This window comes from Bradyrhizobium sp. TM233 (assembly GCF_036247965.1).
GTDB lineage: Bacteria > Pseudomonadota > Alphaproteobacteria > Rhizobiales > Xanthobacteraceae > Bradyrhizobium > Bradyrhizobium ottawaense.
On sequence record NZ_BTIG01000001.1, the window covers coordinates 455,864 to 481,189 of the forward strand.

Here is a 25,326-nt window from a genome sequence, read left to right on the forward strand (position 1 = left end):
GGGGTCACGAAGGTTTCGCCGGACCTGATGTCAGTGGAACGTTCAGTTACGAAGGCGGGATTTCAGCGGTGAGTTGATCTTGCTTGGGCGCCTTCGTTGCCGAGAAATAGGCGTGAATTTCAACGGCATTTCCAAGAATCGCTGCCCTGCGCATTGCCGCCATGCGCTTGTCTCCCGACGGCATCTCGCGGGCTCGACGGAGGGCGTCGATCGCCCTCGAGTTCAGCTCGCAACCGAGCGACGGCTGAATTGAATCCGATGGGGTGCTTGCCTGATCCGACGGCGAAGGCGCGCCGAAACCGACTACCATTGAATCAACATCGAAACGGCGATCACCAGCACGAAGAAGATGGGCAGCACGACCGGAGGTACGAGCCACTCGCGAAGGATGAATCCCGGGGAAACCGACATATTGACCGCCTCTTGGTCGCGGCGGGAGCGCAATGCTCTCAGTCACCGATAACGGCCGAGGGGCGAGCGGTGATAGGCGAGATATAGTCACCTTTCGCCGAATAGCGAGGCTTGCAGAGAACTATTCGTCGCAATCGGCATCGAACCTGGTTGTAACCTCGGTGCCAGACCATCATTTGAAAGGGGCGCAACCGGCTCACTCTTGTCAGGTCTCATGAAACGTCCGTGTTCCTGACGTACGCAAGCCGGGCGTCGGCCACCGAGCGTGCCCCGACTCCAACGGCGTGAAGGCCGGCGCAGGGCAGCTGCAACCTGATCGGCTCGAACCATGATCGATTTTCCAAATCACAGCCGCTCATATGACCGGACGCGGCGGGCCGTGCGATTCTGGGGACACGACAGCGCCATCGAGGCCTCGTTCTTCATCGACGAAGGCGCGTTGAAGCGGATTCAACCGGGCGCCCATGCGACCGAATCGGAACTCCTGAACGCGTTCGATTGCAATCGCGACTTGATATGTGCCGCTGCGGCCAGGAAGTATGTCCGCGGCAGCAGGGGCTCCTACGACCTGCTCGCAGGAGATTTCTGAAGCGGTCAATGAGCTTATGATTTCGTCCGGGAACCCACGTCTCTAGCTTGCCCAGTTCTCGCGAAACTCGGGGAACAGCGTCAGGCCTCCGCAGGCATAGATGGTCTGTCCGGTGATGTAGCTCGCCTCGTCAGAAGCGAGGAAAGCGAACACGGCGGCGATCTCCTCCGGCGTGCCGACGCGTCCCATGGGAATGTGGCTGGTGACGACGCCGCGCTTCTCGGGATCGCCGGTCCAGGCCGCGTTGATCGGCGTGTCGATCGCGCCAGGCCCGACCGCGTTGACGCGAATGCCGCGGCCGGCGAACTCCAGCGCCAGCGTGCGCGTCAGATTGGCCATGCCGCCCTTGCTGATCGAATAAGCGAGATAGCCGGGTTTCGGGATGATCTGGTGGACGCTGGAGCAATTGATGATGGAGCCCCCTCCCCCGCGCGCCACGAAATGCGCGAGCGCCTTCTGCGCGCAGAGCACGGCGCCGTTGAGGTTGACGTCGATGATGCGCCGATAGGTCTCGACGTCGAGCGCCTCGCTCGGCGATTCCTTCTGGAAGCCGGCATTGTTTACGAGACAATCGAGGCGCTTCCAGCGCGCCAAAATCGTCTCGAACATCGCGGCGATCTCCTGCTCGTTGCCGACATTGGCCCTGACGATGAGATGATCGAGCTTGCCATGGCCACGATCGCCCGATGCCGTGCGTGCATGCGCCAGCGTCTCCTCCGCCCGCTCCTCGTTCTCGAAATAATTGATCGCAACAGTCGCACCTTCCTGGGCGAGCCGGATGGCGACGGCGCGACCGATGCCTTGCGAGGCGCCGGTCACCAGGGCGTATCGGCCAACGAGGCGCGAGGGAAAGGAGGTCGAGCGATCGGTTTGCGGCATGGGTTCTCTCCGGGATGTCTCATCATCGATGGAACCGGCGTTTTGTTCCACCCTTTCGTGCATCGCTGGGATTCACGCCGCGCGCCGCGCCAGCGGCGAGGTCAGGATCTGGTAAAGGATGATGGCGCCAAAAGTTGCCGTGCCGATCCCGCCGACCGTGAATGCACCGAATCTGAGCGTGAGGTCGCCCGCACCGGCGGTCAGCGCTACGGCGACGGTGATCAGGTTTGCAGGATTGGCGAAATCGACCCTGTTCTCGACCCAGATCCGGCCCGCCATCGCCGCGATCAGTCCGAACAGCACGATCGAGAGACCGCCGATGACAGGCCCCGGGATCGACAGGATCAGCGCGCCGAATTTCGGCGAGAAGCCGAGCAGGATCGACACGATGGCGGCGAAGGCGAACAGCAAGGTCGAATAGACCTTCGTCGCCGCCATCACACCGATATTCTCGGCATAGGTGGTGACGCCGGTGCCGCCGCCGCAGGCCGCCACGATGGTCGCGAGACCGTCGGCGAACAGGGCGCGGCCGAGATAGGCATCCAGGCTCCGGCCCGTCATGGCGCCGACGGCCTTGATGTGACCGAGGTTCTCGGCAACGAGAATGATCGCAACCGGCGCGATCAGGAAGATCGCATCAGCCTGGAATGTCGGCGTGGTGAAGCTCGGCATGCCGAGCCACGGCGCGGCCGAAAGCTGAGTGAAGTCGATCGGCTTGCCGAAGCCGAGGCCGTTCGCGAACAGCAAGTACAGAAGATATCCACCGATCGCACCGAGGATGATCGGCAGGCGGCGCCACAGGCCTGGAGCTGCAACCGCAACCACGCCGATGATCAGAACGGTCGCAAGCCCGATTCCCGTATCGAACGCGCCGGCGCTCACCGCCTTGACCGCCACGGGCGCGAGATTGAGGCCGATCGCCGCGACCACAGCACCGGTGACGGCCGGCGGCAGCAGCCGCTCGATCCAGCCGACCCCCGACCACATCACGATGAGCGCGATCGCGCCATAGAGCACCCCGGCGCCAACGATGCCGCCGAGCGCGACCGACAAGTTCGGGTTCGGCCCCTGCCCGGCATAGCCAGTGGCGGCGATCACGACGGCGATGAACGCGAAGCTCGACCCGAGATAGCTCGGCACGCGCCCGGCGACGATGACGAAGAAGATCAGCGTGCCGACGCCGGAGAACAGGACGGCGACATTGGGATCAAACCCCATCAGCAGCGGCGCGATGATCGTCGAGCCCGACATTGCGACGCAATGCTGGAGACCGGAGACGACCGTCTGGCCCCATGACAGCCGGTCCTCCGGCATGATCACGCCCGAGGTCTTCAACGTCCAACGCGGAAAATAGCCTTGCTGTTGCTCGTCGGAGCCTGATGAAGTCGACATGTTTCCCCCAGTTGCGGTGCAGCGACCGATCTTCGTGCGATCCGACAAAAATGTGATTGTCGCTTCTGCGGCGACCATCACATGATGCAAGGCGTGCAAGATCAAAATCCCGCAAAATCAATGCGTTCCGGGGCACACTCTATGACACAAGTCGCGATCCAGCCAGCCATCCATCGCCGGCACCAGCCCTGGTACAAGATCCTCTACGTGCAGGTGCTGATCGCGATCGCGCTCGGCGTGCTCACCGGCTATTTCTATCCCGATCTCGGCAAGGCCTTGAAGCCGCTCGGCGACGGCTTCATCGCGCTGATCAAGATGATGATCGCGCCGGTGATCTTCTGCACCGTGGTGCACGGCATCTCCTCGATGGGCGACCTCAAGCGCGTCGGCCGGGTCGGGCTGAAGTCGCTGATCTATTTCGAGACGGTCTCGACCGTCGCGCTCGCGGTCGGCCTGCTCGTCGGCGAGATTCTCCAGCCCGGACACGGCTTCAACATCGACCCCGCCACGATCGATCCGAAGTCGGTCGCGACCTACGTCACCAAGGCCAAGGAAGAGGGCATCGTCGCCCATCTGATGGCGATCATTCCCGACAGCTATCTTGGCGCGGTTGCGCGGGGCGACCTGCTCCAGGTGTTGTTGATCTCGATCCTATCGGGCTTCGCCATCGCCTTCCTCGGCAAGGCTGGCGAGCCCATTGCGGACGCGATCGACAAGGCCGCGAAGATGTTCTTCGGCATCATCCGCATCATCGTGCGCGTCGCCCCGATCGGCGCCTTTGGCGCGATGGCTTTCACCGTCGGCGCCTACGGCCTCGGCTCGCTGCTGAATCTCGCCGCCCTGATCGGCACGTTCTATCTCACCAGCATGCTGTTCGTGCTCGTGGTGTTAGGTGCGATCGCGCGGCTCGCCGGCTTCTCGATCCTGCGCTTCATCGCCTACATCAAGGACGAGCTGCTGATCGTGCTCGGCACGTCGTCCTCCGAGACGGTGCTGCCGCAGATGATCCAGAAGATGGAGCATCTCGGCGCCTCGCGGTCCGTGGTCGGCCTCGTGATTCCGACCGGCTACAGCTTCAACCTCGACGGCACCAACATCTACATGACGCTGGCGACGCTGTTTCTGGCGCAGGCGACCAACACCCATCTGACCATCTGGCAGGAGCTCGGCATTTTGGGCATCGCCATGATCACCTCGAAGGGCGCCTCGGGCGTGACCGGCGCGGGCTTCATCACGCTCGCCGCGACACTGTCGATCGTGCCTGACATCCCGATCCAGTCGATCGCGATCCTGGTCGGCATCGACAAGTTCATGAGCGAATGCCGCGCGCTGACCAATCTGATCGGCAACGGCGTCGCCTGCGTCGTCATCAGCATCTCCGAAGGCGAGCTCGACCGCGACGCGCTGCACGAGACCATGGCCCATCCGCTGGAGATCGGCGAGGCGATGGAGCCGGGCGGGAGCGCAGCATCGTAGGTTGCAAACGAGCCGGCTCAGCGCGATTCCGACGCGGTAGTTTCCCGGAGTGGTCAATTGCTGCGGGACGCGTCACAACAGTTGCGTTGGGATCACGGATTGATACTCATTTTTTCCACCCGACGCGCTGGGGGCAGGGCGTCGGGTTTTTGAAAATCACTGCCATATCAGGACCGCCGGCCGGGATCAGACGATCCCGCTGTGAGTGCGCAGCACCGTTGCGGCAACATCGATCCGCCGCGTAATCCCGATCGCCTGCAAGAACGCTTCGTCATGACTGACGACGAGCAGCGCGCCGTCATAGGCCCTCAGGCCTGCTTCGACCGCTTCGATGGACTCGATGTCGAGATGATTGGTCGGCTCGTCCAGGATCAGCAGCGACGGCGGCGATGACCCGCCCAGCACGCAGGCAAGGCCCGCGCGAAACATCTGCCCGCCACTCAGGCTTCCGGCGACTTGCAAGGCGGCATCGGCGCGAAACATGAACCGCGCCAGCGCGGCATGGCATTCGTTCGCTCCCGCCTTCGGATTGAGACGCCCAAAATTCTCCAGGATGGAGATCGAGGGATCGAGCAGGCTGACCTTCTGGTCGAACCGCGCGAAATCCGGCCTGACCCGCAGGGTGCCCGAGAAGGGACGCAGCTCGCCGTCGATGAGTTTCAACAGCGTCGTCTTGCCGGAGCCGTTGGGCCCGACCAGCGCGATCCGTTCCGGGCCGACGACGGCAAGTGAGAGATCGCGCAGGACCGGCTGCTCCGGCCGATAGCCGGCGCTGACGCGGTCCAGCCAAAGCACCTCCCTGCCCGCCGGCAGGCCGGTCGCAGGCAGCTTGACGGAAAGCGGCTGAAGAATCTCGATGCGCCGGCGCGCCGTGTCGACGGCTTCAAGCGCTTCCGCGCGCAGCCGCTCGGCGATTTGCGCGGTCTTGCCGCCGGTGTCCTCGCTGCGATCCTTGCGCGCCCCGGCCAGGATGCGCGGCATGTCGCCCTTGGCATGCTTCTTCCTGCCGCCGCTGTCCTTGCGCGCTTTCTTCTCCGCGGCCTCCTGCGCCTTCCCGTCGATCTCGGACAGCCGCCTCTCGGCATGCGCGAGGTCGTGCCTGACGGCTGCGAGCTCGACGGCCTTCTGTTCGCGAAACCTGCTCCAATTGCCGCCGTATCGCGTGGCGCCAAGCGATGTCAGCTCGACAATCGCATCCATCGTATCGAGCAGGCGCCGATCGTGGCTGACGACGATCGCGCCGCCGCGCCAGGCGGCGAGGAGATCGATCACGGCCTTGCGGCCGTCCTGGTCCAGATTATTGGTGGGCTCATCCAGCAGCAGGAAGTCGGGCCCGGCGAAGGCGAGCGCGGCGAGGCGAACCCGCGTGATCTGACCGCCGGACAGCCGCTCCAGCTCGGTGTCGGGAGCGAGATCAAACCCGAGACGTGCAAGCGCAGCCTGTAAGCGTGCCTCGAGAGTCCAATCGACCTCGGCGAGGTCGTCGGCCGAGGCTTCCCCCCGCTCGGCGCGGCGAAGCAGCGCGAGCTGACCACGCGACCCAAACAGATCGGCCACCGTCGCACCCGCAAAGAGCTGGACATCCTGGCGCAGCAAACCGACGGTTCCGTTGACGACGACGCGCCCCGCCTGGGGAAGACGCTCCCCGGACATCGACGCAAGCAGCGTTGTCTTGCCGACGCCATTGCGGCCGACGAGGCCGGTCCGCTCGGCGCCGAACGTCAGATCGATATTGGAAAAGAGAGAGCGGCCGTCAGGCGTGGACAGCGACAGATTCGACAGGATGATTGAAGCAGGCATGGAATTCCCCGTGAGCAAGGCGGATGGGCTTTGCGGTCGGGGTAAAATCCATGGCTGCGAATATCCTGATCGGGGACCCTCTAACTAGTCCCATCGAAGCGCGAGATCAAGGCGCGGTTCGAGGGGACGACGGCGCGGGAAGCGCCGACGTCCCTCGTCGGCCTGTCGCGATCAGCCCTTGAGTGCGGTGACCACCACTTCGATCAGCGCGCTGCCGCCGAGATCGGCGACGCCGACAGTGGCGCGGGTCGGCAGATTGTCGCCGAAGAACTCGGTCCAGGCCGCGTCCATCTCCTTCTTCCTGGAGAGATCCGTGACGAAGATCGAGGCACTGACGATGCGGCTCTTGTCGGTGCCGGCTTCCTTCAGATAGCCGGCGATCTTGCCGAGGATGTTGCGGGTCTGATCGCCCATGGACACGCTGGTGTCATCGGCGATGGTACCGCCGAGGAAGACGAAGCCATTGGCCTCGACGGCGCGGTGCATGATGGGCGTGCGGATGCTGCGGGTGATGCTCATGAGATATCCTCTTGTTGCTAGGGCGTTGAGGGATGGAAGCGGTCGATGCCGAGACCGCCGACGCGGGTCTGGGTGCCGCCATTGACGATCAGCTCCGCCATCACGGCGCCGGCGCCGGGGCCAAGCTGGAAGCCGTGCAGCGAGAAGCCGAACTGATGATAGAGTCCCTTGTGACGGCTGCTCGGCCCGAACACGGGAATATCGTCCTTCATCTTCGCTTCGATCCCGGCCCAGGCGCGGACGATGGTGGCGCTGCGCATCACCGGGAACAGCTCGAACACGGTGCGTGCGCTGGTCGCGAGGCTCTTCCAATCCAGCACCGTCTCGTTGCGATCCTGATAGGGCGTCGCCAGATGACCGCCGCCGATCAGCACGGTGCCGTTGGAGAACTGCTTGAAGGAGAGCTTTCGCCCGCGCAGGATCACGACGGGATCGATGAAGTGCGGTACGCGCGAGGTGATCATCAGCATCGGCGCCACGGTCTCGACCGGCACGGGCTCGCCGAGCGCGGCCGCGATCTTGCCAGCCCAGGCGCCGGCGGCGTTGACCAGCACCGGCGCGGCAAAGGCTTCAGTGCCGACATCGACATGCCAGAGCCCATCGCTGTACCGGATGTTGCTGGCGGCCACGCCCTCGCGCACGGTCGCGCCGAGCTGCTGGGCCTTGCGCCGGAACGCCGTCGTCGTCTGCGCCGGATTGGCCGCACCGTCGCGGCGCGAAACCACGCCACCGGGGCAGGTTTCGGCCACTGCCGGCACCAGCTGGCGCAATTCAGTCGCGTCGATCAGCTCTTCGTGGGTGAAGCCGAGCGCATTGAGCTCGGCCACGCGCGCACGGCAGACCGCGAGCTCCTCTTCGTTTTCCGCGACCAGCACCTGGCCGTGGCTCTCGAAGCTGCAATCGTCGTCGAGGAGATCCTTGATCTTCTCCCAGATTCCCATCGAGCGGATCGAGAGCGGAATTTCGGGGATATGCCGGGCGAGCTGACGGACGCCGCCGGCATTGACGCCGGAGGCGTGGCGTCCGGCATAATCCTTCTCGATCAACACCGGCTTCAGGCCGGCGAGGCACAGATGCAACGCGGTAGAGCATCCGTGGATGCCGCCGCCGACGACGATCGCATCCACGCATCTTGTCATCCGCGCACCACCGCCTTGACGTCAGCCTCGCTCTTCGGAACGGCGGCGAGCTCAGCGAGCGTGATTGGCTTGACCGGCGCGCGCAGCCGGTAATAGCCGATCTCCTGCGGGCTCTTGCCGCGCGCTTGCGCCATCAGCTCGGTGACGGTGAGTCCACAGAGACGGCCCTGGCACGGCCCCATGCCGGTGCGGCGATAGGCCTTGAGCTGGTTCGGCCCGGTCGCGCCGATCGCGACAGAGTCGAGAACGTCCTTTGCCGTCACCTCCTCGCAGCGGCAGACGATGGTGTCGCCCGAGGGAATCCGGAACTGCGGCGCCGGGCGGAACAGCGTGTCGAGGAAGACGCGGCCGCGCTCGGCCTTGGCGAGATCGGCGCGCAGTGTCGCCATCGCGGGCAGCTTTGCTGCAGCCGCGGGCGCCAGCGCTTCCACCGCTGCACGCGCCGCGATGCGGCCGCGCACCACGGCGGCATTGGCGCCGCCGATGCCGGCACCATCGCCGGCGATCGCAATGCCGGCGACCGACGAACTACCGCCGGCATCTAGCACCGGCGACCAGCACAGTTGCAGATCATCCCAGCGATGCTCGACGCCGGCCGACATGGCGAGATTGACGTTGGGCACGACGCCCTGATGCAGCAGCAGCAGGTCAGCAGGAATGGTCTCACGCCTGCTGCCGGCGACATAGCTGACGCTGGCGAGCTGGCCGTCGCCGGCCGCCGAGAGCTCCGTGACGCCGGAGACGACCTGCACCTTGGCCTTCACCTCGCGCATCATAGCGAGGCCCTTGGCGAAATAGGGCGAGGTCAGGAAGGCGAAGGCGTGCGGCAGCGCCGCGAAGTAGTTGCCGCGCTCGGTGGTGTCAAGGATGCGGTCGATGCGACCGCCGAGGCGCAGGATCTGCGCGGCGAGCAGCCAGAGCAGCGGCCCCTGCCCCGCGATCACCGTGCGGCCATCAGGAACCAGCGCCGATGATTTCAGCATCGTCTGCGCCGCGCCGGCGGTCATCACGCCCGGCAGCGTCCAGCCAGGAATCGGAAACGGCCGTTCCAGTGCGCCGGTCGCGAGGATCACGCGCTTCGCCTTGACGAAAGCGGACGCGCCGCCGACCGAGACGGCGATCTCGAGGTTGCGGTCGAGGCTCCAGACCGTGGCACGGTGAATGACTTCAGCGTTGCTGGCGCGCAAAGCCTGCACGAGATCGGCACCGAGCCAATAATCGGCGCCGAGCTGATTGCGATCGGTCACCGGCGTCGAAGAGATCGCGCGAAACACCTGACCGCCCGGGCCGACATTCTCGTCGAGCAGCAGCGTCGACAAGCCGGCTTCGGCGGAGGTCGCAGCAGCGGCAAGGCCCGCGGGTCCCGCGCCGATCACCACAACGTCATAGTCTTCGCGCTTGGGAGCCACAGTCATTTCCCGATCTCCCGCTTGCCCTTCTGAATCTCGACCTGCATGCCCTCGGCGACAGGCACGAGGCAGCCCTGGCGGTTGCCGACGCCGTCGATGGTGACGAGGCAGTCGAAGCACACGCCCATCATGCAATAGGGCAGACGCGGCGCGCCGCTCACCGCGGTGGAACGGCGCGCGTCAACGCCGGAGGCCAGCAGCGCGGCCGAGACGGTGTCACCCTGGCGCGCCGCCACGGCAACGCCGTCGACGAAGATCTCGACCTGCGGTCGCTTGTCCTGTTCGGATCTCTTAAACATGGGATGCCTCTTGGCTCCTTGATATCTCTAGTAGCCGCTGTTGTTCGCCGTGCCCGCGCCACCAAAGCGGCTGGCCGAGAACGCGCCGACCAGCTCCGGCTCGAGCGCGCCAGCCGCAACCATGCGCGCGATCTCGAAGGCGTGGTTGGAGGCCAGCGTCACGCCGGAATGGCAGCAGGCGACGAAAGCGCCGGGATGCGTCTCCGACTGGTCGTAGATCGGAAAGCCGTCCTGCGGCATCACGCGGATGCCGGCCCAGCTCCTGACGACGTTGAGCCGCGACAAATGCGGGAACATGCGCTGGGCGCGATCGGTCATCACGGCGCTGATCGAATGTTTCAGCGCACGATCATCCAGTTCGTCTTCCTTGCTGTCGCCGATCATCACCGTGCCCTCGTCGGTCTGGCGGATCGTGGTCAGGGGATGCGGCAGGAACGGCATGGTGCGCTCGGTCACCACGATCTGGCCGCGGGTCGGGCCCATCGGCGCGTAGAGGCCGACCATGGGCGCCAGCGTCTGGTTGGCATTGCCGGCGGCGAGCACGATCTTGGCCGCGCGCAGCTCGCCCTTCGGCGTGGTCAGGCGGAATTCGCCGCCGCTCTTGCTGATCGCCGAGACCGGACGCTCGGGAAGATAATCGATGCCGAACGCCCTGAAGCCGGTGTGGAAGGCGCGGAACGTGCGCAGCGAATTGACGTGGCCGTCGAGCGGGCAATAGCTGCCGCCGGAGACCTCCGGCCCGATCAGCGGCAGCGACTTCTTCACCTCGGATGCGGAGAGCATCTCCATCTTGTAGTCGGCTGCACCGGTCTGATTGTGCATGCGCTTGACCAGCTCGGTACGCTGGCCGAACTCGTCCTCGCCGAGCGTGAGATGAAAGCCGCCATTCTGCTGAAGCGAGACATCGAGCCCGGTCTGCTGCTTCAACTCGGAAGCAAGCTGGCCCCACGCCTGCGACGCCTGCACCGTCCACACCGTATAGGCGGGCATGCCGAGCCCCTTGCTCTGCACCCACACCAGCGCGAAGTTCGCGCGCGAGGCGCGCTTGGTGATGTCGCCTTCGTCGAGCACGGCAACGGACTTGCCAAGCCGGCCGAGGCCCCAGGCAATCGCGGAGCCGAGCAACCCGCCGCCGACGACGGCGACGTCGTAATCAGATTTTTGTTTAGACGCGTTTTCTTTACGCGAACCGGCGTCCACTTCGCTCGAAAACGCTTTAGACATAAGTTCTCCTATCGCCCCGTATCGCCGCCCTTGCCGGCGAGCACGCGGTCGAGCCCGTAGAAGCGGTCGAGCAGAATGAGGGCGGTCATGGTCACAGCGATCACGCAGGCCGAGACCGACGTCACCAGCGGATCGATGTTGTCCTGGATATAAAGGAACATGCGCACCGGCAACGTCTCGGTGCCGGGTGCCGCGAGGAAGACGGTCATGGTGAGATCGTCGAAGGACTGGATGAAGGCGAGCGCCCAGCCGCTGATGACGCCGGGCAGGATCAGCGGCAAGGTCACGCGGCGGAACAGCGTCCAGCCGCCGGCGCCGAGCGAGACCGCCGCGATCTCGACCGTGCGGTCCATGCCTGTCGCTGCCGCAAGCGTCAGCCGCAGCGCGAACGGGAACACGATGATGACATGCGCGATGATCAGCGCGGCAAAACTGCCGCCCAGGCCGGCCGAGGTGAAGAAGCGCAGGAAGGCGATGCCGAGCACGACATGCGGGATCATCAGCGGCGAAAGGAACAGCGCGGCCAGCGCATCGCGGCCGCGGAATCGATAGCGCGCGATCGCCAGCGCCGCCGGCACCGCGAACAGGAGCGCCACGAAGGATGACAGCGCGCCGAGGCCAAGGCTGACCCAGAAGGCGTGGATGAATTCGGGGTAGTTCGCGATGGTCCTGAACCAGCGCAGCGAAAAGCCGTTGGTCGGCAGTGACAGGAAGCCCTCGGGCGTAAAGGCGACGAGACAGACCACCGCGATCGGCGCCACCATGACGATGACGAAGAAGGTATGGAAGATCAGCGCCAGCGGGCCGTTCCGTCTCATCGGAACACCTCGGCGTAGCGCCGCTCGATCAGCGCATTGCTGCCGACGACGATCAGCACCAGCGCGACCAGCAGCAGCGTGGCGACGGCTGCGCCGAGCGGCCAGTTCAGCGTGTTGAGGAACTCGTCATAGGCGAGCGTCGCGGCAACCTTGAGCCGGCGGCCGCCAATGATCGCGGGCGTGGCAAACGCGCTGGCCGAGAGCGAAAACACGATGATCGCACCCGACAGCACGCCCGGCATGATCTGCGGCATGATGATGCGGCGAATGATGGTGGCGGGGCCGGCGCCGAGCGACATCGCGGCATTCTCGATCTGCGGATCGAGCCGCTGCAGCGCGGCCCACACCGAGAGCACCATGAACGGCATCATCACATGCGCGAGGGCGATGACCATGCCGGTCTCGGTGAACATGAAGGGAATGGGGAAACGAATTACGCCTGCCGACATCAGGAGCTTGTTGACGAGGCCGTTGTTGCCGCCGAACAGCAGCGCCCAGCCGAGCGTGCGCGCCACCACGGAGATCAGAAGCGGCCCGAGAATGACCAGCAGGAAGAAGCTTTTCCAGCGCCCGCTCATGCGGTTGAGGATGTAGGCTTCGGGCGCCCCGAGCAGCGCGGTGAGCAGCGTGGTCAGGATCGCGATGCGAAAGGTCCGCCAGAACATCTCGGCGTAATAGGGATCGGTCGCGATCTCATGCCAGTTCTTGAGGATGAAGACCGGCTCGATGCCCTTGTACTGGCCCCAATCGTGGAACGACAGCATCACCGTCATCGCCAGCGGAATCAGCAAGACGCCGACGAACAGCATCAAGGCGGGCGCCGTCAGCGCCCACGGCGCACGCGCGCTGCGCTCCTCGGCGACCGCGCTCATGCGACGGCCCTCGCGCGCACGCTCATGTCCTCCGGACGCCAGGCGAGGCGAACCGCGTCGCCCTCAGCCGGCTGCGCCTTGCCGTCATTCTGGCGGATCACGATCGCCGGACCGCATTCGCTGTCGCACTGGAACAGCCAGTGATTGCCCTGGAAGATGCGGGTGACGATTTTTGCGCTGAGGCCGGTATCGCCAAAGCCGATTCGTTCGGGGCGAACGCTGACGGTCACGGGACCGCCGAGCCCGGCCGGCGCCGGCGCGCGCCAGGAGCCCGCCACCAACTGCGTCGGCGAGACGGTCCGATCGATCGTTCCGGCAAAGTCATTGGTCTTGCCCAGGAACTGCGAGACGAAGGCCGAGGCCGGTCGCTCGTAAGTCTCCTGCGGCGTGCCGATCTGCTCGATCTTGCCCTGGCTCATCACCACGATGCGATCCGACAGCGACATCGCCTCGTTCTGGTCGTGGGTCACGAGGATCGTTGTGGTGCCGATGGTGCGCTGGATCTGGCGCAGCTCGATCTGCATCTCCTCGCGCAACTTGGCGTCAAGGTTCGACAGCGGCTCGTCGAGCAGCAGCACGCTCGGCTTGATCACCAGCGCACGGGCGAGTGCCACTCGTTGCTGCTGGCCGCCGGACATGCGGCGGGGATGACGATCCTCGAAGCCGGCGAGGCCGACCATCGCCAGCGCGGCACGGACGCGCTCGGCTCTTTCAGTGCGCGGCACGTTGCGCATCTCGAGACCGAAGGCGACGTTCTCCGCCGCCGTCATGTGCGGAAACAGCGCGTAGCTCTGGAACACGATGCCGAGGCCGCGCTTGGCCGGATGGATCGCGGTCAGGTCCTTGCCCTCGAGGCGGATCGCGCCGCGGGTGGGATCGAGGAAACCCGCGATCATCTGCAACGTTGTGGTCTTGCCGCAGCCGGACGGGCCGAGGAAGGAGATGAACTCCCCCTTCCCCACCGAGAGACTGAAGTCATCGACCACAGTCTGCGCACCGAACTGTTTTGCGACCCGATCGAGCTCGAGATAGGCCATATCGCTGTCTCCGCCGCGAACGATCAGCGTTCGACCTCGCGATTCCAGCGCTTGGTCCACTCCTCGCGTTTCTCGTTGATGACGGTCCAGTCCGGATTATAGAGCTTGGCCGCACGCTCGCCGATCGGCGCCATCTTGCCGAGCTCGGGCGGGATCACCAGCGATTTCAGCACCGGGCCGTAGCCGTAATCCTTCAGCATCACGAGCTGGATCTTGGGGTCGAGCAGCATCTTGACGAAGCTTGACGCCAGCGGCGAAGCGTTCGGCTTGGTGATCGGACAGGCCGTGGTCAGCAGCGTCGCGGCGCCTTCCTTGGGATAGATGAAGTCGACGGGGAAGCCGGTATTGGCAAAGCTCTGCACGCGGCCAGTGCCCCACACTGCGATCACGGCCTGGCCGGACTGGAACAGCTCGGTCATCTTGCCCGGCGACGGCTCGTAAGCGAGCACGTTCGGATTGATCTGTTCCTTGAAGATCTTGAAGCCGGAATCGACATTGGTCTCGCCGCCGCCGTTCATCTTCGACAGCATCACCAGCGCTTCGAGACCGTAGGTGTTGTTGATCGGCGGGATCACCAGCTGTTTTGCGTATTTCGTGTCCTTCAGGTCATTCCACGAGGTCGGCGGCGCCCAGCCTTTCTCCTTGAACACCTTGGTGTTGTACATTAGGCCGGTCGCGACGATGCCGATCGCAACCGCGCGATCGTCCTTGAAGCGCGCGGTGTCGTAGAGATCGGCCGGCAGGCCCTCGAGCTTGCCGCAGAAGCCGAGCTGGATCGCCTGGTACATCGGGCCGTCATCGACGATGGCGACGTCGATCTGCTGATTGCCCTTCTGCGCCTGGAGCTTGGCCAGCGTGTCGGTGGAGTTGCCGGCGACGTATTCGACCTTGACGCCGTTCTCCTTCTCGAAGGCGGGGATCACCTCGTCGCGGATCGTCTTCTCGAACGAGCCGCCATAGCCGGCGACGTAGAGCGTCTTTTGCTGGGCCGAAACGGCCGACGGGACGGCAATGAGCGCTGCGATGCTGACCGCGGTCAGAAGGCGAAAAGTCTTCATGTGGACCGATCTCCATACCGGAATGAGGTGACGTGCCGACGAGTCTCGCTGGCTGAAGCCTCTTCCGCATTTCCTTCCGCGCAATCCCGTCTCCAAACAGGGCTCCGGCGCCCGTACGGCGGGTTTTGGCGCGATCTGGAGGCTTGAACCCCTCCAATCTGCCGAAAAAGCGGGCTGTCTCCAGTCCTGATGAAAAAGATCGCAACCTATACTTCCATCGTCCAATGAATAATGGCAACCTCTGTATGTCTAAATGTTATGTATGGATTTGGAATGGCGCGGATCAATTCGCGGCAGGTGGAGGCCTTCCGCGCGACAATGTTGACCGGCAGCGTCACCGAGGCCGCGAAGCTGATGGTGGTGACGCAGCCCGCTGTCAGCCGGTTGCTGCGCGACTTCCAGGCGCTTTTGAAGATGGAGTTGTTCGAGCGACGCGGCACCGGCCTCGTGCCGACCGCCGCGGCAATGGCGCTCTATACCGAAGTGGAGCGCTCCTTTGTCGGTCTCGAACGCATCACGGCTGCGGCCGAAGAAATCCGTGGCCGCCGCACCGGCTCGCTGCGCATCGCCGCGCTGCCGGCGCTGGCGAACGGCTACCTGCCGCGGCTTGCCGGACATTTCCTGAAAGAACGGCCCAATCTCAACCTGGCCTTCTTCGGCGTGATCTCGCCGATCGTGGTCGACTGGGTCTTGAACAATCAATGCGACATCGGCTTTGCCGAGGTGCCGATTGCCCATTCCGGCCTGCCGAGCCTGCGCCTGCCGGCGCTGGCGCGCGTCGCGGTAGTGCCGACCGGACATCGCCTCGCCGAGAAAGAAGTGCTGGAGCCGCGCGATTTCGAGGGCGAGACGTTCATCTCGCTGTCGGCGGGATCGTCGAGCCGGCATCTCGTCGACCAGGTGTTTCACCGCAGCGACGTCCGCCGCGTGCTGCGGGTGGAGACGACGCTGTCGGAGATCATGTGCGGGATGGTGTCATCGGGGCTCGGGGTCTCGATCTGCGACCCCTTCACCGCACAGGAATTTGCGACGCGCGGCGTCGTCGTGCGGCGCTTCCTGCCACGCATCGACTTCGAATTCTCAGCCGTCTTCCCAGCACAGCGCAGTCCCTCACCGGTGGCGCTGGACCTGGTCGAGACCATGCGCAAGGCGCTGATGGAGTTCGAAGATCAAAGCGGAATGGCGCGAGGTTAGATCGATGCAAGCCGCGGGCTCGCTCAACCTCTCCCGCTTGCGGGGGAGGTCGGCGCGAAGCGCCGGGTGGGGGCTTTCTCCGCATCGGGAATGTCCCCGGTTGGAGAGAGCCCCCTCCCCTGCCCTCTCCCGCAAGCGGGAGAGTGCACCTTTTTCCTGGCACCAGAGCAACGCTCAACCGTTGAACGCCGCCGGCGGCGGCGGCCTCGTCGTCCGGCCGTTCACGCCGACGACGCACGCGGTCGCCTATATGCTATGGTCGGAGGCCGAGCCGCTGTCGCGCCTGGCCAAGGCCTTTCTCAACGAGGTCCGCAACGAAAGTGCACGGCTGGAGCGTACAGCGTCACACCAGCAATATCAGGCAGAAAGCGACTGAGCTTCGCAACCTTCTGGGGGCACATGGCACGCATCACGATCATCTAAACGGGGCAGGTCCCGCAAGAATATCGGGAGCAGCACGGCTCGTTCCCGGACATGTTCGAACGCATGGTCCGCACCGAGGACCCGACGGTGACCGTGGACGTCGTCAGCATCCCGAATGGCGACGCACTTCCCGATCCCGGCAAGCTCGAGGCCGTGCTGATCACCGGGGCCGCGGCCGGCGTCTATGACGGGCTCGACTGGATCGCGCCGCTGGAGGATTTCGTCCGTACCGCCTACGCCAACAAGACGCCGATGGCCGGAATCTGCTTCGGCCATCAGCTGATCGCGCAGGCGCTCGGCGGCACCGTGCGGAAGTCCGAGAAAGGCTGGGGCATCGGCCGGCACGTCTATCAGGTGCTGCCGGAGAACGGCGTCGTCGATGGCGAGGAGGTCGCAATCGCCGCCTCACATCAGGATCAGGTGATCGAGCCACCCAACGACGCGCTCACGATCCTCTCGTCCGACTTCACCCCGCATGCCGGGCTACTCTACGCCAACGGCGCCACGCTGACCGTGCAGCCGCATCCGGAGTTCGACGTGGAGTTTGCGCAAGTGTGCTGCGATCTCCGCGACGGCAAGGCACCGGACGATGTCGTGGCGACGGCAAGAGCGTCGCTGGCGGAGCCGATGGACAACGCGAAGCTGGGTGGGGCGATCACGAGGTTCTTGGCGAGGCGATGACTTCACCTCGCCCCGCTTGCGGGGAGAGGGGGAAGAAGTGCACTTCAGAACGGATCCGTTCCCAATCCCGGCACATCCGCCGGACGCGGCCCGGGGGCGGCCCAATGAAAGCGGCGGTCCTTCTCCGCAATCGCGATATCGTTGATCGACGCCTCGCGCCGCTTCATCAAGCCGTGCTCGTCGAACTCCCACTGCTCGTTGCCGTAGGAGCGATACCACTGGCCGCTCGCGTCGTGCCATTCGTACTGGAAGCGCACGGCGATGCGGTTCTCGTCGAAGGCCCAGAGGTCCTTGATCAGGCGGTAGTCCTGCTCCTTCTCCCATTTGCGGGTGAGGAACGCGACGATGGCCTCGCGGCCCTGCAAGACCTCTGAGCGATTGCGCCAGCGGCTGTCCTCGGTATAGGCGAGCGAGACCCGCACCGGGTCGCGTGAATTCCAGGCGTCCTCGGCCATGCGGGCCTTTTGCGCGGCGGTCTCACGGGTGAAGGGCGGAAGCGGCGGGCGCGACATGATGGCCTCATCGGTTGGTCGGGGCCGCAATCTATCGCCGCAAATTGTGGAGTCGATAGGCCATCACAAATCGGGCGATCACTTATCGGGCGATCACGAAATCAAATCGGCTTTCATCAACGCGCGAATCGATTTCGGGATCGGCTGGGCGCGGCCGCCGCTGATGAAGGCGACGCGGACCTCGGCCTTCACCAGAACCTCCTGGCCGCGACGCACTTCCTGCGCCAGCATGATCGAGGCGCCCTTCACCGCAACCGGCCAGGTCACGACGTCGAGCACGTCGTCCATCCGCGCCGGCTTGAGGAAATCCAGATGCATCGAGCGGACCACGAAGGCAAAGCCCGCACCTTCGGTTTCCACCTGATCGAACAGCGCCTGCTGCTCGGCGCCCATCAGCCGGAGGTGATTGGTACGGCCGCGCTCCATGTAGCGCAGATAATTGGCGTGATAGACGATGCCGGAGAAATCCGTGTCCTCGTAATAGACGCGGACCTGCATGTGGTGGCGGCCGTCGCGGATCTCGCCATCGAGATGGGCAGTCATTTCGGCTTATCGATTTTCTGTTTGCGAGCTTCCTCAAGAAACTCTTTCAAGTTCCAGGACACAACGCGCCCCGCCGCCACGTCCGCCATTCCTTCATCAATGGCGGATCTCAGCGCGCGCAGCCTCTCGATATTTTCGACACGTGGCTCCATCGAGCAATGCTAACAGCTTGAACCGCTGCTGCACAGTCCGAGGCAGTGCACTACACCACCGCCGGTGTCCTTCCCAGCGTCACCTCGACGATCTCGGGCGGCACGCCGACGCGGATCGGCATGATGCTGCAACCGAGGCCACCGGAGACAATGAGGTCGCATTTCAGCCGGAAGTGGCCATAGGCGAGGCGCAGGCCGTTCTTGGGCGAAACTGCCGGCGACCAGCCGAGCAGGCGAACCTGGCCGCCATGGGTATGGCCGGACAGTTGCAGCGCGACGCGCCCGGGTACGAGCGGCGCGATGTTGGGCTCGTGCGCGAGCAGGATGACCGGCGCATCATCGGTGATCTTGGCGAGCGTGGCGCTCAGATCGTCGGCGCCGAAGCGACCTATGCTGCGGAAGCGCCGCGCCGGCAGGAAGGCCAGCTGATCGCCGAGACCGGCGAGCCAGAACGGGCGGCCGTCCTTGGTGAGCCGCACGACGTCGTTCTCGTAAACGGGGATGCCGGCTGCCTCCAGCGCACGATGGGCGATGGTCGGCCCGTGCCCTGCCTGCTGCACCGTCCTGTCGTCCCAATAATCGTGGTTGCCCATCACGGCATGGACGCCAAGCGGCGCCTTCAGGCCTGCCAGCACCCTTGCCCATTCGCGCGACGGAATGGTGCGCGAGACCTGGTGAATGCCGGCGACATAGTCGCCGAGCAGCACGATGAGATCGGCCTTCAGCGCATTGGTACGGTCGACGATCGACTCGATCCGCTCCAGCGACATCCAGGGATCGCAGGCATGAATGTCGGCGATGGCGGCGATCTTCAGCGGAAAATCCGCCGGCCATTGCCGCGGCGTCGGATGATAGCGGGTGACGCGAAGGCGCAGCACCGGTTCGATGCCGACGCCATAGGCGGCGGTCGAGACACCGAGGGCGGACAGGCCGCCGATGGAACGGAGGAGGTGACGGCGCGTGATCATGGAAACCCGATCGTAATGCGCCTTGTTGATGCGGTCCGATTGGAGCGGAATTGGGGTGTGTTCGTGCAGACCGTCTGCACGAGATTACAGGAAATTCATGATAGACGGAGCGCGCTGCCTTTGCGCAGATCAGTCGTCGCTCTCGTCCGTCCCGAACAGGCCGAACTGGGTGGCCGCATCGCGCGAGGGCTCGGCGATGCCGAGATGGCGGAAGGCGTGCGAGGTGAGCAGACGGCCGCGCGGGGTGCGCTGGAGATAGCCGCACTGGATCAGATAGGGCTCGATGATGTCCTCGATCGCATCGCGCGGCTCGGACAACGCGGCGGCCATGGTCTCGACCCCGACCGGGCCGCCGCCATAGTTCATCGCGATGGTCGTGAGGTAGCGGCGATCCATCGCGTCGAGGCCCGCAGCGTCGACCTCGAGCGCGCTCAGCGCGTGGTCGGCAATCTTGCGATCGATCTTGTCGGCATCGGCCGCCGAGGCGAAATCGCGCACGCGGCGGAGCAGGCGGCCGGCGATGCGCGGCGTGCCGCGGGCGCGGCGCGCGATCTCGTTGGCGCCGTCGGCGCTCATGCCGACATTGAGCACGCGCGCGCCGCGGGTGACGATGCTCTCCAGCTCCTCGATCGTGTAGAAATTGAGCCGGACCGGAATGCCGAAACGGTCGCGCAAGGGATTGGTGAGGAGGCCGGCACGCGTGGTGGCGCCGACGAGGGTGAACTTCGACAGCTCGATCTTCACCGAGCGCGCCGCCGGACCCTCGCCGATGATGAGGTCGAGCTGAAAATCCTCCATCGCGGGATAGAGCACCTCTTCCACCGCCGGGCTGAGGCGATGGATCTCGTCGATGAAGAGCACGTCGCGCTCTTCGAGATTGGTCAGCAGCGCGGCGAGATCGCCAGCCTTGGCGATGACGGGACCCGACGTCGCACGAAAGCCGACGCCGAGCTCCTTGGCCACGATCTGCGCCAGCGTGGTCTTGCCGAGGCCGGGCGGGCCGACGAACAGCACGTGGTCCAGCGCCTCGCCACGCTTGCGCGCCGCCTCGATGAAGATCGAGAGATTCTTGCGCGCCTGCTGCTGGCCGACGAAATCGGACAGCGATTGCGGGCGCAGCGCGGTGTCGCCGACATCATCGCTGCGGCGCTCGGGGGAGATCATGCGGGGGGGAGTGTTCATGCTCGCACTCTGTAGGCCATTCTGCCCACGAAGAGGGACAACTGAACGCAGACAAACAAGAGCACGCTTTGTACCAGTAGCTCAGGCAACATGTACTGATCAATCCGCCTGATAAATAACAAAGCGAGAACGAGATACGAAGCCGGAGCGACGAGCAAGACGTTCCACCAAGTTATGTTGCCCCGAAATCGGATGATCGCAGCGACAAGAGCACCGGCGATCAGGGCCGGCAAAGACCACATTTTGAAACCAAGGAGCGCAACACCAGCCGCATCACGCGAGATCGAGAAGCACCGGATGACCCGACTCAGCAGGCATCCCGACGCCGAGAACGCAATCGTGGCAAGAATTCCGATCAGCAGGGTCCCGGCGAAAACAACACCAAAAAAATGTGCCACACGCCGCATGTTTGGCGGCTTTGGATTCCCGTCGCGATCGAGGCCTTGATCGGAACTCACTTCGCCAATTCCTTCAGGCCGAGGCGAATGAGCTGCGCCGTCTCGGCGTTCTCACCCGCGCTGCGCGATGCGGATGCAATGGCGGCGGCCGCTTGCGGCTGACCATAGCCGAGATTGACCAGCGCAGAGATCGCGTCCGCGACGGGCCGCGGCGCGCGCTGGTCGTCGACGGCGCCGGCGAGATGGACCACGGCGGGATCGACATTGGCGAAGGCCGGCGCCTTGTCCTTTAATTCGGTGACGATGCGCTCGGCGACCTTGGGGCCGACCCCGGGCGTGCGCGCCACCGCGGCCTTGTCGCGCAGCGCGATGGCGTTGGCGAGATCGGACGGCGCCAGCGTGCCAAGCACGGCGAGCGCGACTTTTGCGCCGACGCCCTGCACGGTCTGGAGCAGGCGAAACCATTCGCGCTCCTGGTCGGTGCGGAAGCCGAACAGTTTTATTTGATCTTCGCGGACATAGGTCTCGATCGACAGCACGGCCGCCTCGCCGGGCGACGGCAGATGCTGCAGCGTGCGGGCCGAGCAGTGCACCTGATAGCCGACGCCGCCGACGTCGAGGAGCACATAATCCTCGCCGTAGGAATCGATCAGGCCCTTGAGCTTGCCGATCATCGCTGCGCACCCACTGCTTGAAGGACGCGCGGCAATATCGGTGCGTTCCCTCCCCCCTTGTGGGGGAGGGTCAGGGAGGGGGGTGCCACACGGGGATTCTCTCGAGGGCGCGAGGACGGCGTGCCCGGCTCGTCAACGACGGCAACACCGTCGCTGCGGCTACCCCCCTCCCCAGCCCTCCCCCACAAGGGGGGAGGGAGCTGTTCGAGTGTGCAGCTCATAACCCCGCCACCTTCAGCCTGAGCGCGGTGCTTTGGCGGTGATGGGCGTGGGTGATAGCGATGGCGAGCGCGTCGGCGGCGTCGGCTGATGGCGGATCGGCCTTGGGCAGAAGAATCTTCAGCATCATCGCGATCTGGGCCTTCTCGGCGTGACCGGCGCCGACCACCGTCTTCTTCACCTGGTTCGGCGCGTATTCGGCGACCGAGATACCGAACATCGCGGGCGCCAGCATGGCGACGCCGCGGGCCTGACCGAGCTTCAGCGTCGCGACGCCGTCCTTGTTGACGAAGGTCTGCTCGACCGCGGCTTCCATCGGCTGATGGTTCGAGAGCACGGCCGCGAGCCCTTCATGGATCGCCAGCAGCCGGCTCGACAGCGGCAGGTCGTTCGGCGGTTCCACCGAGCCGCAGGCCACATAGATGAGACGATTGCCCTCAGCCTCGATCACGCCCCAGCCGGTACGGCGCAAGCCGGGGTCGATGCCGATGATGCGAACGGGGCCACGAATCGGGAGCGCAGTCATGGGCCAGTGATAGCGGCTGGCCGCCAGGAGCGAAACAGAAACAGAACGGAAGTAACAGGGGAAGTGGCGGTCTCGCGCCCCGGGCGCGACGCAGCGCAAAGCGGTGCGGCGCTGAACCGGGGCCTAGTTGTCGCCGATCCCCAGAGAACGATGGGTCCCGGCTCTGCGCAGCAGCGTTTCACGCTGCAGCGCGTCCGGGACACGGTGGACTTCACCCGCCCATCTTCGCGACCAGCGCGTCCGACACCTCGAAATTGGCGTAGACGTGCTGGACGTCGTCGTGCTCGTTCAGCAAATCCATCAGCTTGAGCAGCTTCTCGCCGGTCTCGTCGTCGACCGCGACCGTATTCTGCGGCTTCCAGATCAGCGCGGCCTTGCGCGGCTCGCCGAACTTGGCTTCCAGCGCCTTGGCGACGTCGCGATAGCCCTCGGTCGAGGCGTAGATCTCGTGGCCGGCTTCGCCGGAGACGACATCGTCGGCGCCGGCCTCGATCGCGGCATCGAGCACAGCATCGTCATCGGCGACGCTGCGGTCGTATTCGATGATGCCGGTGCGGTCGAACATGAAGGACACCGAGCCGGTTTCGCCGAGATTGCCGCCCGATTTGGTGAAGAAGGAGCGGATGTCGGAGGCGGCGCGGTTGCGGTTGTCGGTCAGCGCCTCGACGATGACGGCGACGCCGCCGGGGCCATAGCCCTCGTAGCGGATCTCGTCATAGTTCTCGCCCTCATTGCCGAGCGCCTTCTTGACGGCGCGCTCGATATTGTCCTTCGGCATGTTCTCCTGACGCGCCGCGATGATGGCGGCGCGCAGGCGGGGGTTCATGTTGGGGTCGGGCGTGCCCAGCTTGGCCGCGACGGTGATTTCCCGCGCCAGCTTGCCGAACAGCTTCGACTTCTGGGCATCCTGCCGCCCCTTGCGGTGCATGATGTTCTTGAATTGGGAATGTCCGGCCATGCGTGGTCTCTCGGGATCTCTTGGAATCGTACGCCAATGAGGGTGGGAAACGCGGCCTTATAGGCCGCCAACCCACCGGAATGAAAGGGTCTCGGATACTTTAAGGTAACACCGTACGGGCCCCTGCCTAGAGGTGATGCATCGTTAACCCTGACTTCATTCCAGCCTGCGAAAATAACCTCCGACCGTCCCCCGACAAGAGAGACCTGATGGCATTCGGACTATTTCGGAAGCGTCTGCCGGATGTGGCCGCGCCGGTGGCAGCCGCAGAGGCCTCGCCGCCGGTGACCCAGTCCGAGCCCGCCCCGGCCGAAGCTGATTCGGCGCGGGAGATCCTGGAATTGCTGGAACTCGAGCTCGGCGCGATGATCCGCCAGCTCGAGCGCGCCGCCAATTCGGTGGCGGGCGGCGCCGAAGCGACCGCATCGACGCTTGCCGCCATCCGCGACCGCACCGACGCCCTGACCGGCCGGACCAATGCCGCGCAATCGACCGCCTCGACCTTCGCCCATGCCGCCGACAAGTTCACCCAGTCCGCCCACGGAATCGGCGCGCAGGTCCGCGAGGCCGGCAAGCTCGCCGACGAGGCCAGCGCCGCGGCGCAGGAAGCCCGCGCCAATGTCGATCGCTTGCGCGAATCCTCCGCCGCGATCGGCAATGTCGTCAATCTGATCGCGCAGATTGCGCGGCAGACGACGCTGCTCGCGCTCAACTCGACGATCGAGGCCGCGCGCGCGGGCGCTGCGGGAAAAGGCTTTGCGGTCGTCGCCACCGAGGTCAAGGCCCTCGCGGTGCAGACCCAAGGCGCGACGGAAGAGATCACCAAGAAGATCGACGCGCTGCAGCGCGATGCCGCCGGCTCCGCCGATGCCGTGCACCGCATCTCGCAGGCGATCGAGGCGATCCGCCCGGTCTTCGAGACGGTCAACGGCGCGGTCGCCGAACAGAACGCCACCACCAGCGAAGTCTCCGGCAACGCCGCCAGCGCCTCGGAGTTCATCGTCTCGGTCGGCGAGAGCGCAGCCGAGATCGATGCCGCGACCAAAGCCGCCGAGAGCCATGGCGAGAGCGTCGCCAGTGCCGGCAAGGCCGTCACCACCTTCGCACAGAAGCTGAAATCGCGCTGCGCCGTGCTGCTCCGCCAGAGCGAGCACGACGACCGCCGCAAGACCGAACGGCTGCCCTGCCACCTCAAATTCGAGAGCGCGCGCGGCGTGATGCCGGTCTATGAAATCTCGATGGACGGCGTGCTGATCGGCGGTGCGGATGCAGGCCGGCTTGCACCGCAAGCGATCATCGAAGGCACCCTCGAAGCCGTCGGCGCCTGCCGCCTGCGCGTGGTCGAGCAATCCAAGGCCGGAGCCCGTGCGCAATTCGCCAGCCCCAATGCCGAGCTCCGCGAGAGGATCGAGGACAGGCTCTGGTCGATCCACGAAGAGAACACGGAGTTCGTCACCCGCGCCATGGAAGCGGGCAACGCGCTGACCCAGATCTTCGAGCAGGCCGTTACCCGCGGCGAAGTTGGGATCGACGACCTGTTCGACACCGACTACGCCGAAATCGCCGGAACCAATCCGCAGCAATACCGCACGAAATATCTCGACTGGGCCGACCGCGCGCTGCCGCCGTTCCAGGAGGTCTTTCTGGCCAAGGACCAGCGCATGGCGTTCTGCGCCATGGTCGACCGCAACGGCTTCCTGCCGGTGCACAACAAGATCTATTCGCACCCGCAGCGGCCGGGCGACGTCGCCTGGAACACAGCCAATAGTCGCAACCGCAGGATATTCAACGATCCGGCGGGGTTGGCGGCCGCACGCAACCTGCGCTCGTACCTGGTGCAGAGCTATGCGCGCGACATGGGCAATGGGAATACGGTGATGATGCGCGAGATCGACGTTCCGATCCGCGTGCAGGGCCGACACTGGGGCGGATTTCGCACGGCCTACAAGCTCTAGTGCACGCTCAGGCAAGACG

The 25,326-nt window shown here is 65.0% G+C and carries 26 protein-coding genes and 2 pseudogenes; 6 read left to right on the plus strand and 22 right to left on the minus strand.

Annotated elements, in window-relative coordinates; translation table 11 throughout:
- Positions 1-46: 46 nt before the first annotated feature.
- The gene (locus AABA86_RS02190) at positions 47-379 is read right to left on the minus strand and encodes a hypothetical protein (protein WP_246550039.1); all 333 of its coding nucleotides are present in this window, start codon (positions 377-379) and stop codon (positions 47-49) included.
- A 360-nt stretch (positions 380-739) separates the two neighbouring features.
- On the opposite strand from AABA86_RS02190, the gene AABA86_RS02195 reads away from it, so the two are divergent.
- Positions 740-1,000, plus strand: coding sequence for a DUF1488 family protein (locus AABA86_RS02195; protein ID WP_212245317.1), 261 nt, complete (start codon positions 740-742; stop codon positions 998-1,000).
- A gap of 42 nt (positions 1,001-1,042) precedes the next feature.
- On the opposite strand, the gene AABA86_RS02200 is transcribed toward AABA86_RS02195, so the two are convergent.
- The gene (locus AABA86_RS02200) at positions 1,043-1,879 is read right to left on the minus strand and encodes an SDR family oxidoreductase (protein WP_212245319.1); all 837 of its coding nucleotides are present in this window, start codon (positions 1,877-1,879) and stop codon (positions 1,043-1,045) included.
- A gap of 72 nt (positions 1,880-1,951) precedes the next feature.
- Positions 1,952-3,271: a solute carrier family 23 protein gene (locus AABA86_RS02205; RefSeq protein ID WP_338305594.1), complete on the minus strand. Its 1,320-nt coding sequence runs from the start codon at positions 3,269-3,271 to the stop codon at positions 1,952-1,954.
- Between the two features lie 141 nt (positions 3,272-3,412).
- Here AABA86_RS02205 and AABA86_RS02210 point away from each other — a divergent pair, with 141 nt between their 5' ends.
- Complete coding sequence (locus AABA86_RS02210; protein WP_338305595.1) at positions 3,413-4,747, plus strand: dicarboxylate/amino acid:cation symporter; 1,335 nt, start codon at positions 3,413-3,415, stop codon at positions 4,745-4,747.
- A 186-nt stretch (positions 4,748-4,933) separates the two neighbouring features.
- On the opposite strand, the gene AABA86_RS02215 is transcribed toward AABA86_RS02210, so the two are convergent.
- The 10 genes from AABA86_RS02215 to AABA86_RS02260 all read right to left on the minus strand — a co-directional run bounded on the left by AABA86_RS02215 (position 4,934) and on the right by AABA86_RS02260 (position 14,922).
- Complete coding sequence (locus AABA86_RS02215; RefSeq protein ID WP_338305596.1) at positions 4,934-6,547, minus strand: ABC-F family ATP-binding cassette domain-containing protein; 1,614 nt, start codon at positions 6,545-6,547, stop codon at positions 4,934-4,936.
- Positions 6,548-6,718: 171 nt separating this feature from the next.
- On the minus strand, positions 6,719-7,066 hold the full coding sequence (locus tag AABA86_RS02220) for a RidA family protein (RefSeq protein ID WP_338305597.1): 348 nt from the start codon (positions 7,064-7,066) through the stop codon (positions 6,719-6,721).
- Positions 7,067-7,083: 17 nt separating this feature from the next.
- Positions 7,084-8,205, minus strand: coding sequence for an NAD(P)/FAD-dependent oxidoreductase (locus AABA86_RS02225; protein WP_338305598.1), 1,122 nt, complete (start codon positions 8,203-8,205; stop codon positions 7,084-7,086).
- Positions 8,202-9,620: an FAD/NAD(P)-dependent oxidoreductase gene (locus AABA86_RS02230; protein WP_338305600.1), complete on the minus strand. Its 1,419-nt coding sequence runs from the start codon at positions 9,618-9,620 to the stop codon at positions 8,202-8,204. Before AABA86_RS02230 ends, AABA86_RS02225 begins: the two co-directional genes overlap by 4 nt.
- Positions 9,617-9,913, minus strand: coding sequence for a (2Fe-2S)-binding protein (locus tag AABA86_RS02235; RefSeq protein ID WP_338305601.1), 297 nt, complete (start codon positions 9,911-9,913; stop codon positions 9,617-9,619). Before AABA86_RS02235 ends, AABA86_RS02230 begins: the two co-directional genes overlap by 4 nt.
- A 27-nt stretch (positions 9,914-9,940) precedes the next feature.
- Complete coding sequence (locus AABA86_RS02240; RefSeq protein ID WP_338305602.1) at positions 9,941-11,137, minus strand: NAD(P)/FAD-dependent oxidoreductase; 1,197 nt, start codon at positions 11,135-11,137, stop codon at positions 9,941-9,943.
- A gap of 8 nt (positions 11,138-11,145) precedes the next feature.
- Positions 11,146-11,955, minus strand: coding sequence for an ABC transporter permease (locus tag AABA86_RS02245; protein ID WP_338305603.1), 810 nt, complete (start codon positions 11,953-11,955; stop codon positions 11,146-11,148).
- The gene (locus tag AABA86_RS02250) at positions 11,952-12,827 is read right to left on the minus strand and encodes an ABC transporter permease (protein ID WP_338305604.1); all 876 of its coding nucleotides are present in this window, start codon (positions 12,825-12,827) and stop codon (positions 11,952-11,954) included. Before AABA86_RS02250 ends, AABA86_RS02245 begins: the two co-directional genes overlap by 4 nt.
- Entirely contained in the window at positions 12,824-13,864 is a 1,041-nt protein-coding gene (locus AABA86_RS02255) for an ABC transporter ATP-binding protein (protein ID WP_212245348.1), read from the minus strand. The genes AABA86_RS02250 and AABA86_RS02255 overlap by 4 nt, the downstream gene beginning before the upstream one ends.
- A 23-nt stretch (positions 13,865-13,887) precedes the next feature.
- Entirely contained in the window at positions 13,888-14,922 is a 1,035-nt protein-coding gene (locus AABA86_RS02260) for an ABC transporter substrate-binding protein (RefSeq protein ID WP_212245350.1), read from the minus strand.
- Positions 14,923-15,195: 273 nt separating this feature from the next.
- Here AABA86_RS02260 and AABA86_RS02265 point away from each other — a divergent pair, with 273 nt between their 5' ends.
- From AABA86_RS02265 to AABA86_RS02275, 3 genes and pseudogenes are all read left to right on the plus strand, one after another.
- Positions 15,196-16,116, plus strand: a complete 921-nt coding sequence (locus AABA86_RS02265) for a LysR substrate-binding domain-containing protein (protein WP_212245352.1) — start codon at positions 15,196-15,198, stop codon at positions 16,114-16,116.
- Between the two features lie 193 nt (positions 16,117-16,309).
- Positions 16,310-16,492, plus strand: a pseudogene (locus AABA86_RS02270) (LysR family transcriptional regulator); the annotation flags it as partial.
- A gap of 23 nt (positions 16,493-16,515) precedes the next feature.
- Positions 16,516-17,220: pseudogene (locus tag AABA86_RS02275) on the plus strand (type 1 glutamine amidotransferase).
- A 44-nt stretch (positions 17,221-17,264) separates the two neighbouring features.
- On the opposite strand, the gene AABA86_RS02280 reads toward AABA86_RS02275, so the two are convergent.
- The 9 genes from AABA86_RS02280 to AABA86_RS02320 form a co-directional block, all read right to left on the minus strand.
- Positions 17,265-17,732 carry a nuclear transport factor 2 family protein gene (locus AABA86_RS02280; protein ID WP_338305605.1) on the minus strand — a complete coding sequence of 156 codons (468 nt, stop codon included), beginning with the start codon at positions 17,730-17,732 and terminating at the stop codon, positions 17,265-17,267.
- A 93-nt stretch (positions 17,733-17,825) separates the two neighbouring features.
- On the minus strand, positions 17,826-18,275 hold the full coding sequence (gene ybgC / locus AABA86_RS02285; protein ID WP_338305606.1) for a tol-pal system-associated acyl-CoA thioesterase: 450 nt from the start codon (positions 18,273-18,275) through the stop codon (positions 17,826-17,828).
- Entirely contained in the window at positions 18,272-18,427 is a 156-nt protein-coding gene (locus AABA86_RS02290) for a hypothetical protein (protein WP_212245358.1), read from the minus strand. Before AABA86_RS02290 ends, ybgC begins: the two co-directional genes overlap by 4 nt.
- Before the next feature lie 50 nt (positions 18,428-18,477).
- Positions 18,478-19,395: a metallophosphoesterase gene (locus AABA86_RS02295; RefSeq protein ID WP_338305608.1), complete on the minus strand. Its 918-nt coding sequence runs from the start codon at positions 19,393-19,395 to the stop codon at positions 18,478-18,480.
- A gap of 129 nt (positions 19,396-19,524) precedes the next feature.
- Positions 19,525-20,577 (minus strand): Holliday junction branch migration DNA helicase RuvB, encoded by a 1,053-nt coding sequence (gene ruvB, locus AABA86_RS02300; protein ID WP_212245362.1) that lies wholly within the window; start codon positions 20,575-20,577, stop codon positions 19,525-19,527.
- Entirely contained in the window at positions 20,574-21,035 is a 462-nt protein-coding gene (locus AABA86_RS02305) for a hypothetical protein (RefSeq protein WP_212245364.1), read from the minus strand. Before AABA86_RS02305 ends, ruvB begins: the two co-directional genes overlap by 4 nt.
- On the minus strand, positions 21,032-21,649 hold the full coding sequence (gene ruvA, locus AABA86_RS02310; RefSeq protein WP_038971395.1) for a Holliday junction branch migration protein RuvA: 618 nt from the start codon (positions 21,647-21,649) through the stop codon (positions 21,032-21,034). Before ruvA ends, AABA86_RS02305 begins: the two co-directional genes overlap by 4 nt.
- Positions 21,650-21,866: 217 nt before the next feature.
- Positions 21,867-22,394 (minus strand): crossover junction endodeoxyribonuclease RuvC, encoded by a 528-nt coding sequence (ruvC, locus tag AABA86_RS02315; RefSeq protein ID WP_212245366.1) that lies wholly within the window; start codon positions 22,392-22,394, stop codon positions 21,867-21,869.
- 211 nt (positions 22,395-22,605) lie between these two features.
- On the minus strand, positions 22,606-23,352 hold the full coding sequence (locus AABA86_RS02320) for a YebC/PmpR family DNA-binding transcriptional regulator (protein ID WP_212245368.1): 747 nt from the start codon (positions 23,350-23,352) through the stop codon (positions 22,606-22,608).
- A gap of 209 nt (positions 23,353-23,561) precedes the next feature.
- Here AABA86_RS02320 and AABA86_RS02325 point away from each other — a divergent pair, with 209 nt between their 5' ends.
- Positions 23,562-25,307 (plus strand): methyl-accepting chemotaxis protein, encoded by a 1,746-nt coding sequence (locus AABA86_RS02325; protein ID WP_338305609.1) that lies wholly within the window; start codon positions 23,562-23,564, stop codon positions 25,305-25,307.
- Positions 25,308-25,326: the final 19 nt, after the last annotated feature.

Coding starts and splice junctions, on each gene's coding strand:
- AABA86_RS02195 (WP_212245317.1), top strand. CDS start 740: ATGATCGATTTTCCAAATCACAGCCGCTCATATGACCGGACGCGGCGG.
- AABA86_RS02200 (WP_212245319.1), bottom strand. CDS start 1,879: ATGCCGCAAACCGATCGCTCGACCTCCTTTCCCTCGCGCCTCGTTGGC.
- AABA86_RS02205 (WP_338305594.1), bottom strand. CDS start 3,271: ATGTCGACTTCATCAGGCTCCGACGAGCAACAGCAAGGCTATTTTCCG.
- AABA86_RS02210 (WP_338305595.1), top strand. CDS start 3,413: ATGACACAAGTCGCGATCCAGCCAGCCATCCATCGCCGGCACCAGCCC.
- AABA86_RS02215 (WP_338305596.1), bottom strand. CDS start 6,547: ATGCCTGCTTCAATCATCCTGTCGAATCTGTCGCTGTCCACGCCTGAC.
- AABA86_RS02220 (WP_338305597.1), bottom strand. CDS start 7,066: ATGAGCATCACCCGCAGCATCCGCACGCCCATCATGCACCGCGCCGTC.
- AABA86_RS02225 (WP_338305598.1), bottom strand. CDS start 8,205: ATGACAAGATGCGTGGATGCGATCGTCGTCGGCGGCGGCATCCACGGA.
- AABA86_RS02230 (WP_338305600.1), bottom strand. CDS start 9,620: ATGACTGTGGCTCCCAAGCGCGAAGACTATGACGTTGTGGTGATCGGC.
- AABA86_RS02235 (WP_338305601.1), bottom strand. CDS start 9,913: ATGTTTAAGAGATCCGAACAGGACAAGCGACCGCAGGTCGAGATCTTC.
- AABA86_RS02240 (WP_338305602.1), bottom strand. CDS start 11,137: ATGTCTAAAGCGTTTTCGAGCGAAGTGGACGCCGGTTCGCGTAAAGAA.
- AABA86_RS02245 (WP_338305603.1), bottom strand. CDS start 11,955: ATGAGACGGAACGGCCCGCTGGCGCTGATCTTCCATACCTTCTTCGTC.
- AABA86_RS02250 (WP_338305604.1), bottom strand. CDS start 12,827: ATGAGCGCGGTCGCCGAGGAGCGCAGCGCGCGTGCGCCGTGGGCGCTG.
- AABA86_RS02255 (WP_212245348.1), bottom strand. CDS start 13,864: ATGGCCTATCTCGAGCTCGATCGGGTCGCAAAACAGTTCGGTGCGCAG.
- AABA86_RS02260 (WP_212245350.1), bottom strand. CDS start 14,922: ATGAAGACTTTTCGCCTTCTGACCGCGGTCAGCATCGCAGCGCTCATT.
- AABA86_RS02265 (WP_212245352.1), top strand. CDS start 15,196: ATGGCGCGGATCAATTCGCGGCAGGTGGAGGCCTTCCGCGCGACAATG.
- AABA86_RS02280 (WP_338305605.1), bottom strand. CDS start 17,732: ATGTCGCGCCCGCCGCTTCCGCCCTTCACCCGTGAGACCGCCGCGCAA.
- ybgC (WP_338305606.1), bottom strand. CDS start 18,275: ATGACTGCCCATCTCGATGGCGAGATCCGCGACGGCCGCCACCACATG.
- AABA86_RS02290 (WP_212245358.1), bottom strand. CDS start 18,427: ATGGAGCCACGTGTCGAAAATATCGAGAGGCTGCGCGCGCTGAGATCC.
- AABA86_RS02295 (WP_338305608.1), bottom strand. CDS start 19,395: ATGATCACGCGCCGTCACCTCCTCCGTTCCATCGGCGGCCTGTCCGCC.
- ruvB (WP_212245362.1), bottom strand. CDS start 20,577: ATGAACACTCCCCCCCGCATGATCTCCCCCGAGCGCCGCAGCGATGAT.
- ruvA (WP_038971395.1), bottom strand. CDS start 21,649: ATGATCGGCAAGCTCAAGGGCCTGATCGATTCCTACGGCGAGGATTAT.
- ruvC (WP_212245366.1), bottom strand. CDS start 22,394: ATGACTGCGCTCCCGATTCGTGGCCCCGTTCGCATCATCGGCATCGAC.
- AABA86_RS02320 (WP_212245368.1), bottom strand. CDS start 23,352: ATGGCCGGACATTCCCAATTCAAGAACATCATGCACCGCAAGGGGCGG.
- AABA86_RS02325 (WP_338305609.1), top strand. CDS start 23,562: ATGGCATTCGGACTATTTCGGAAGCGTCTGCCGGATGTGGCCGCGCCG.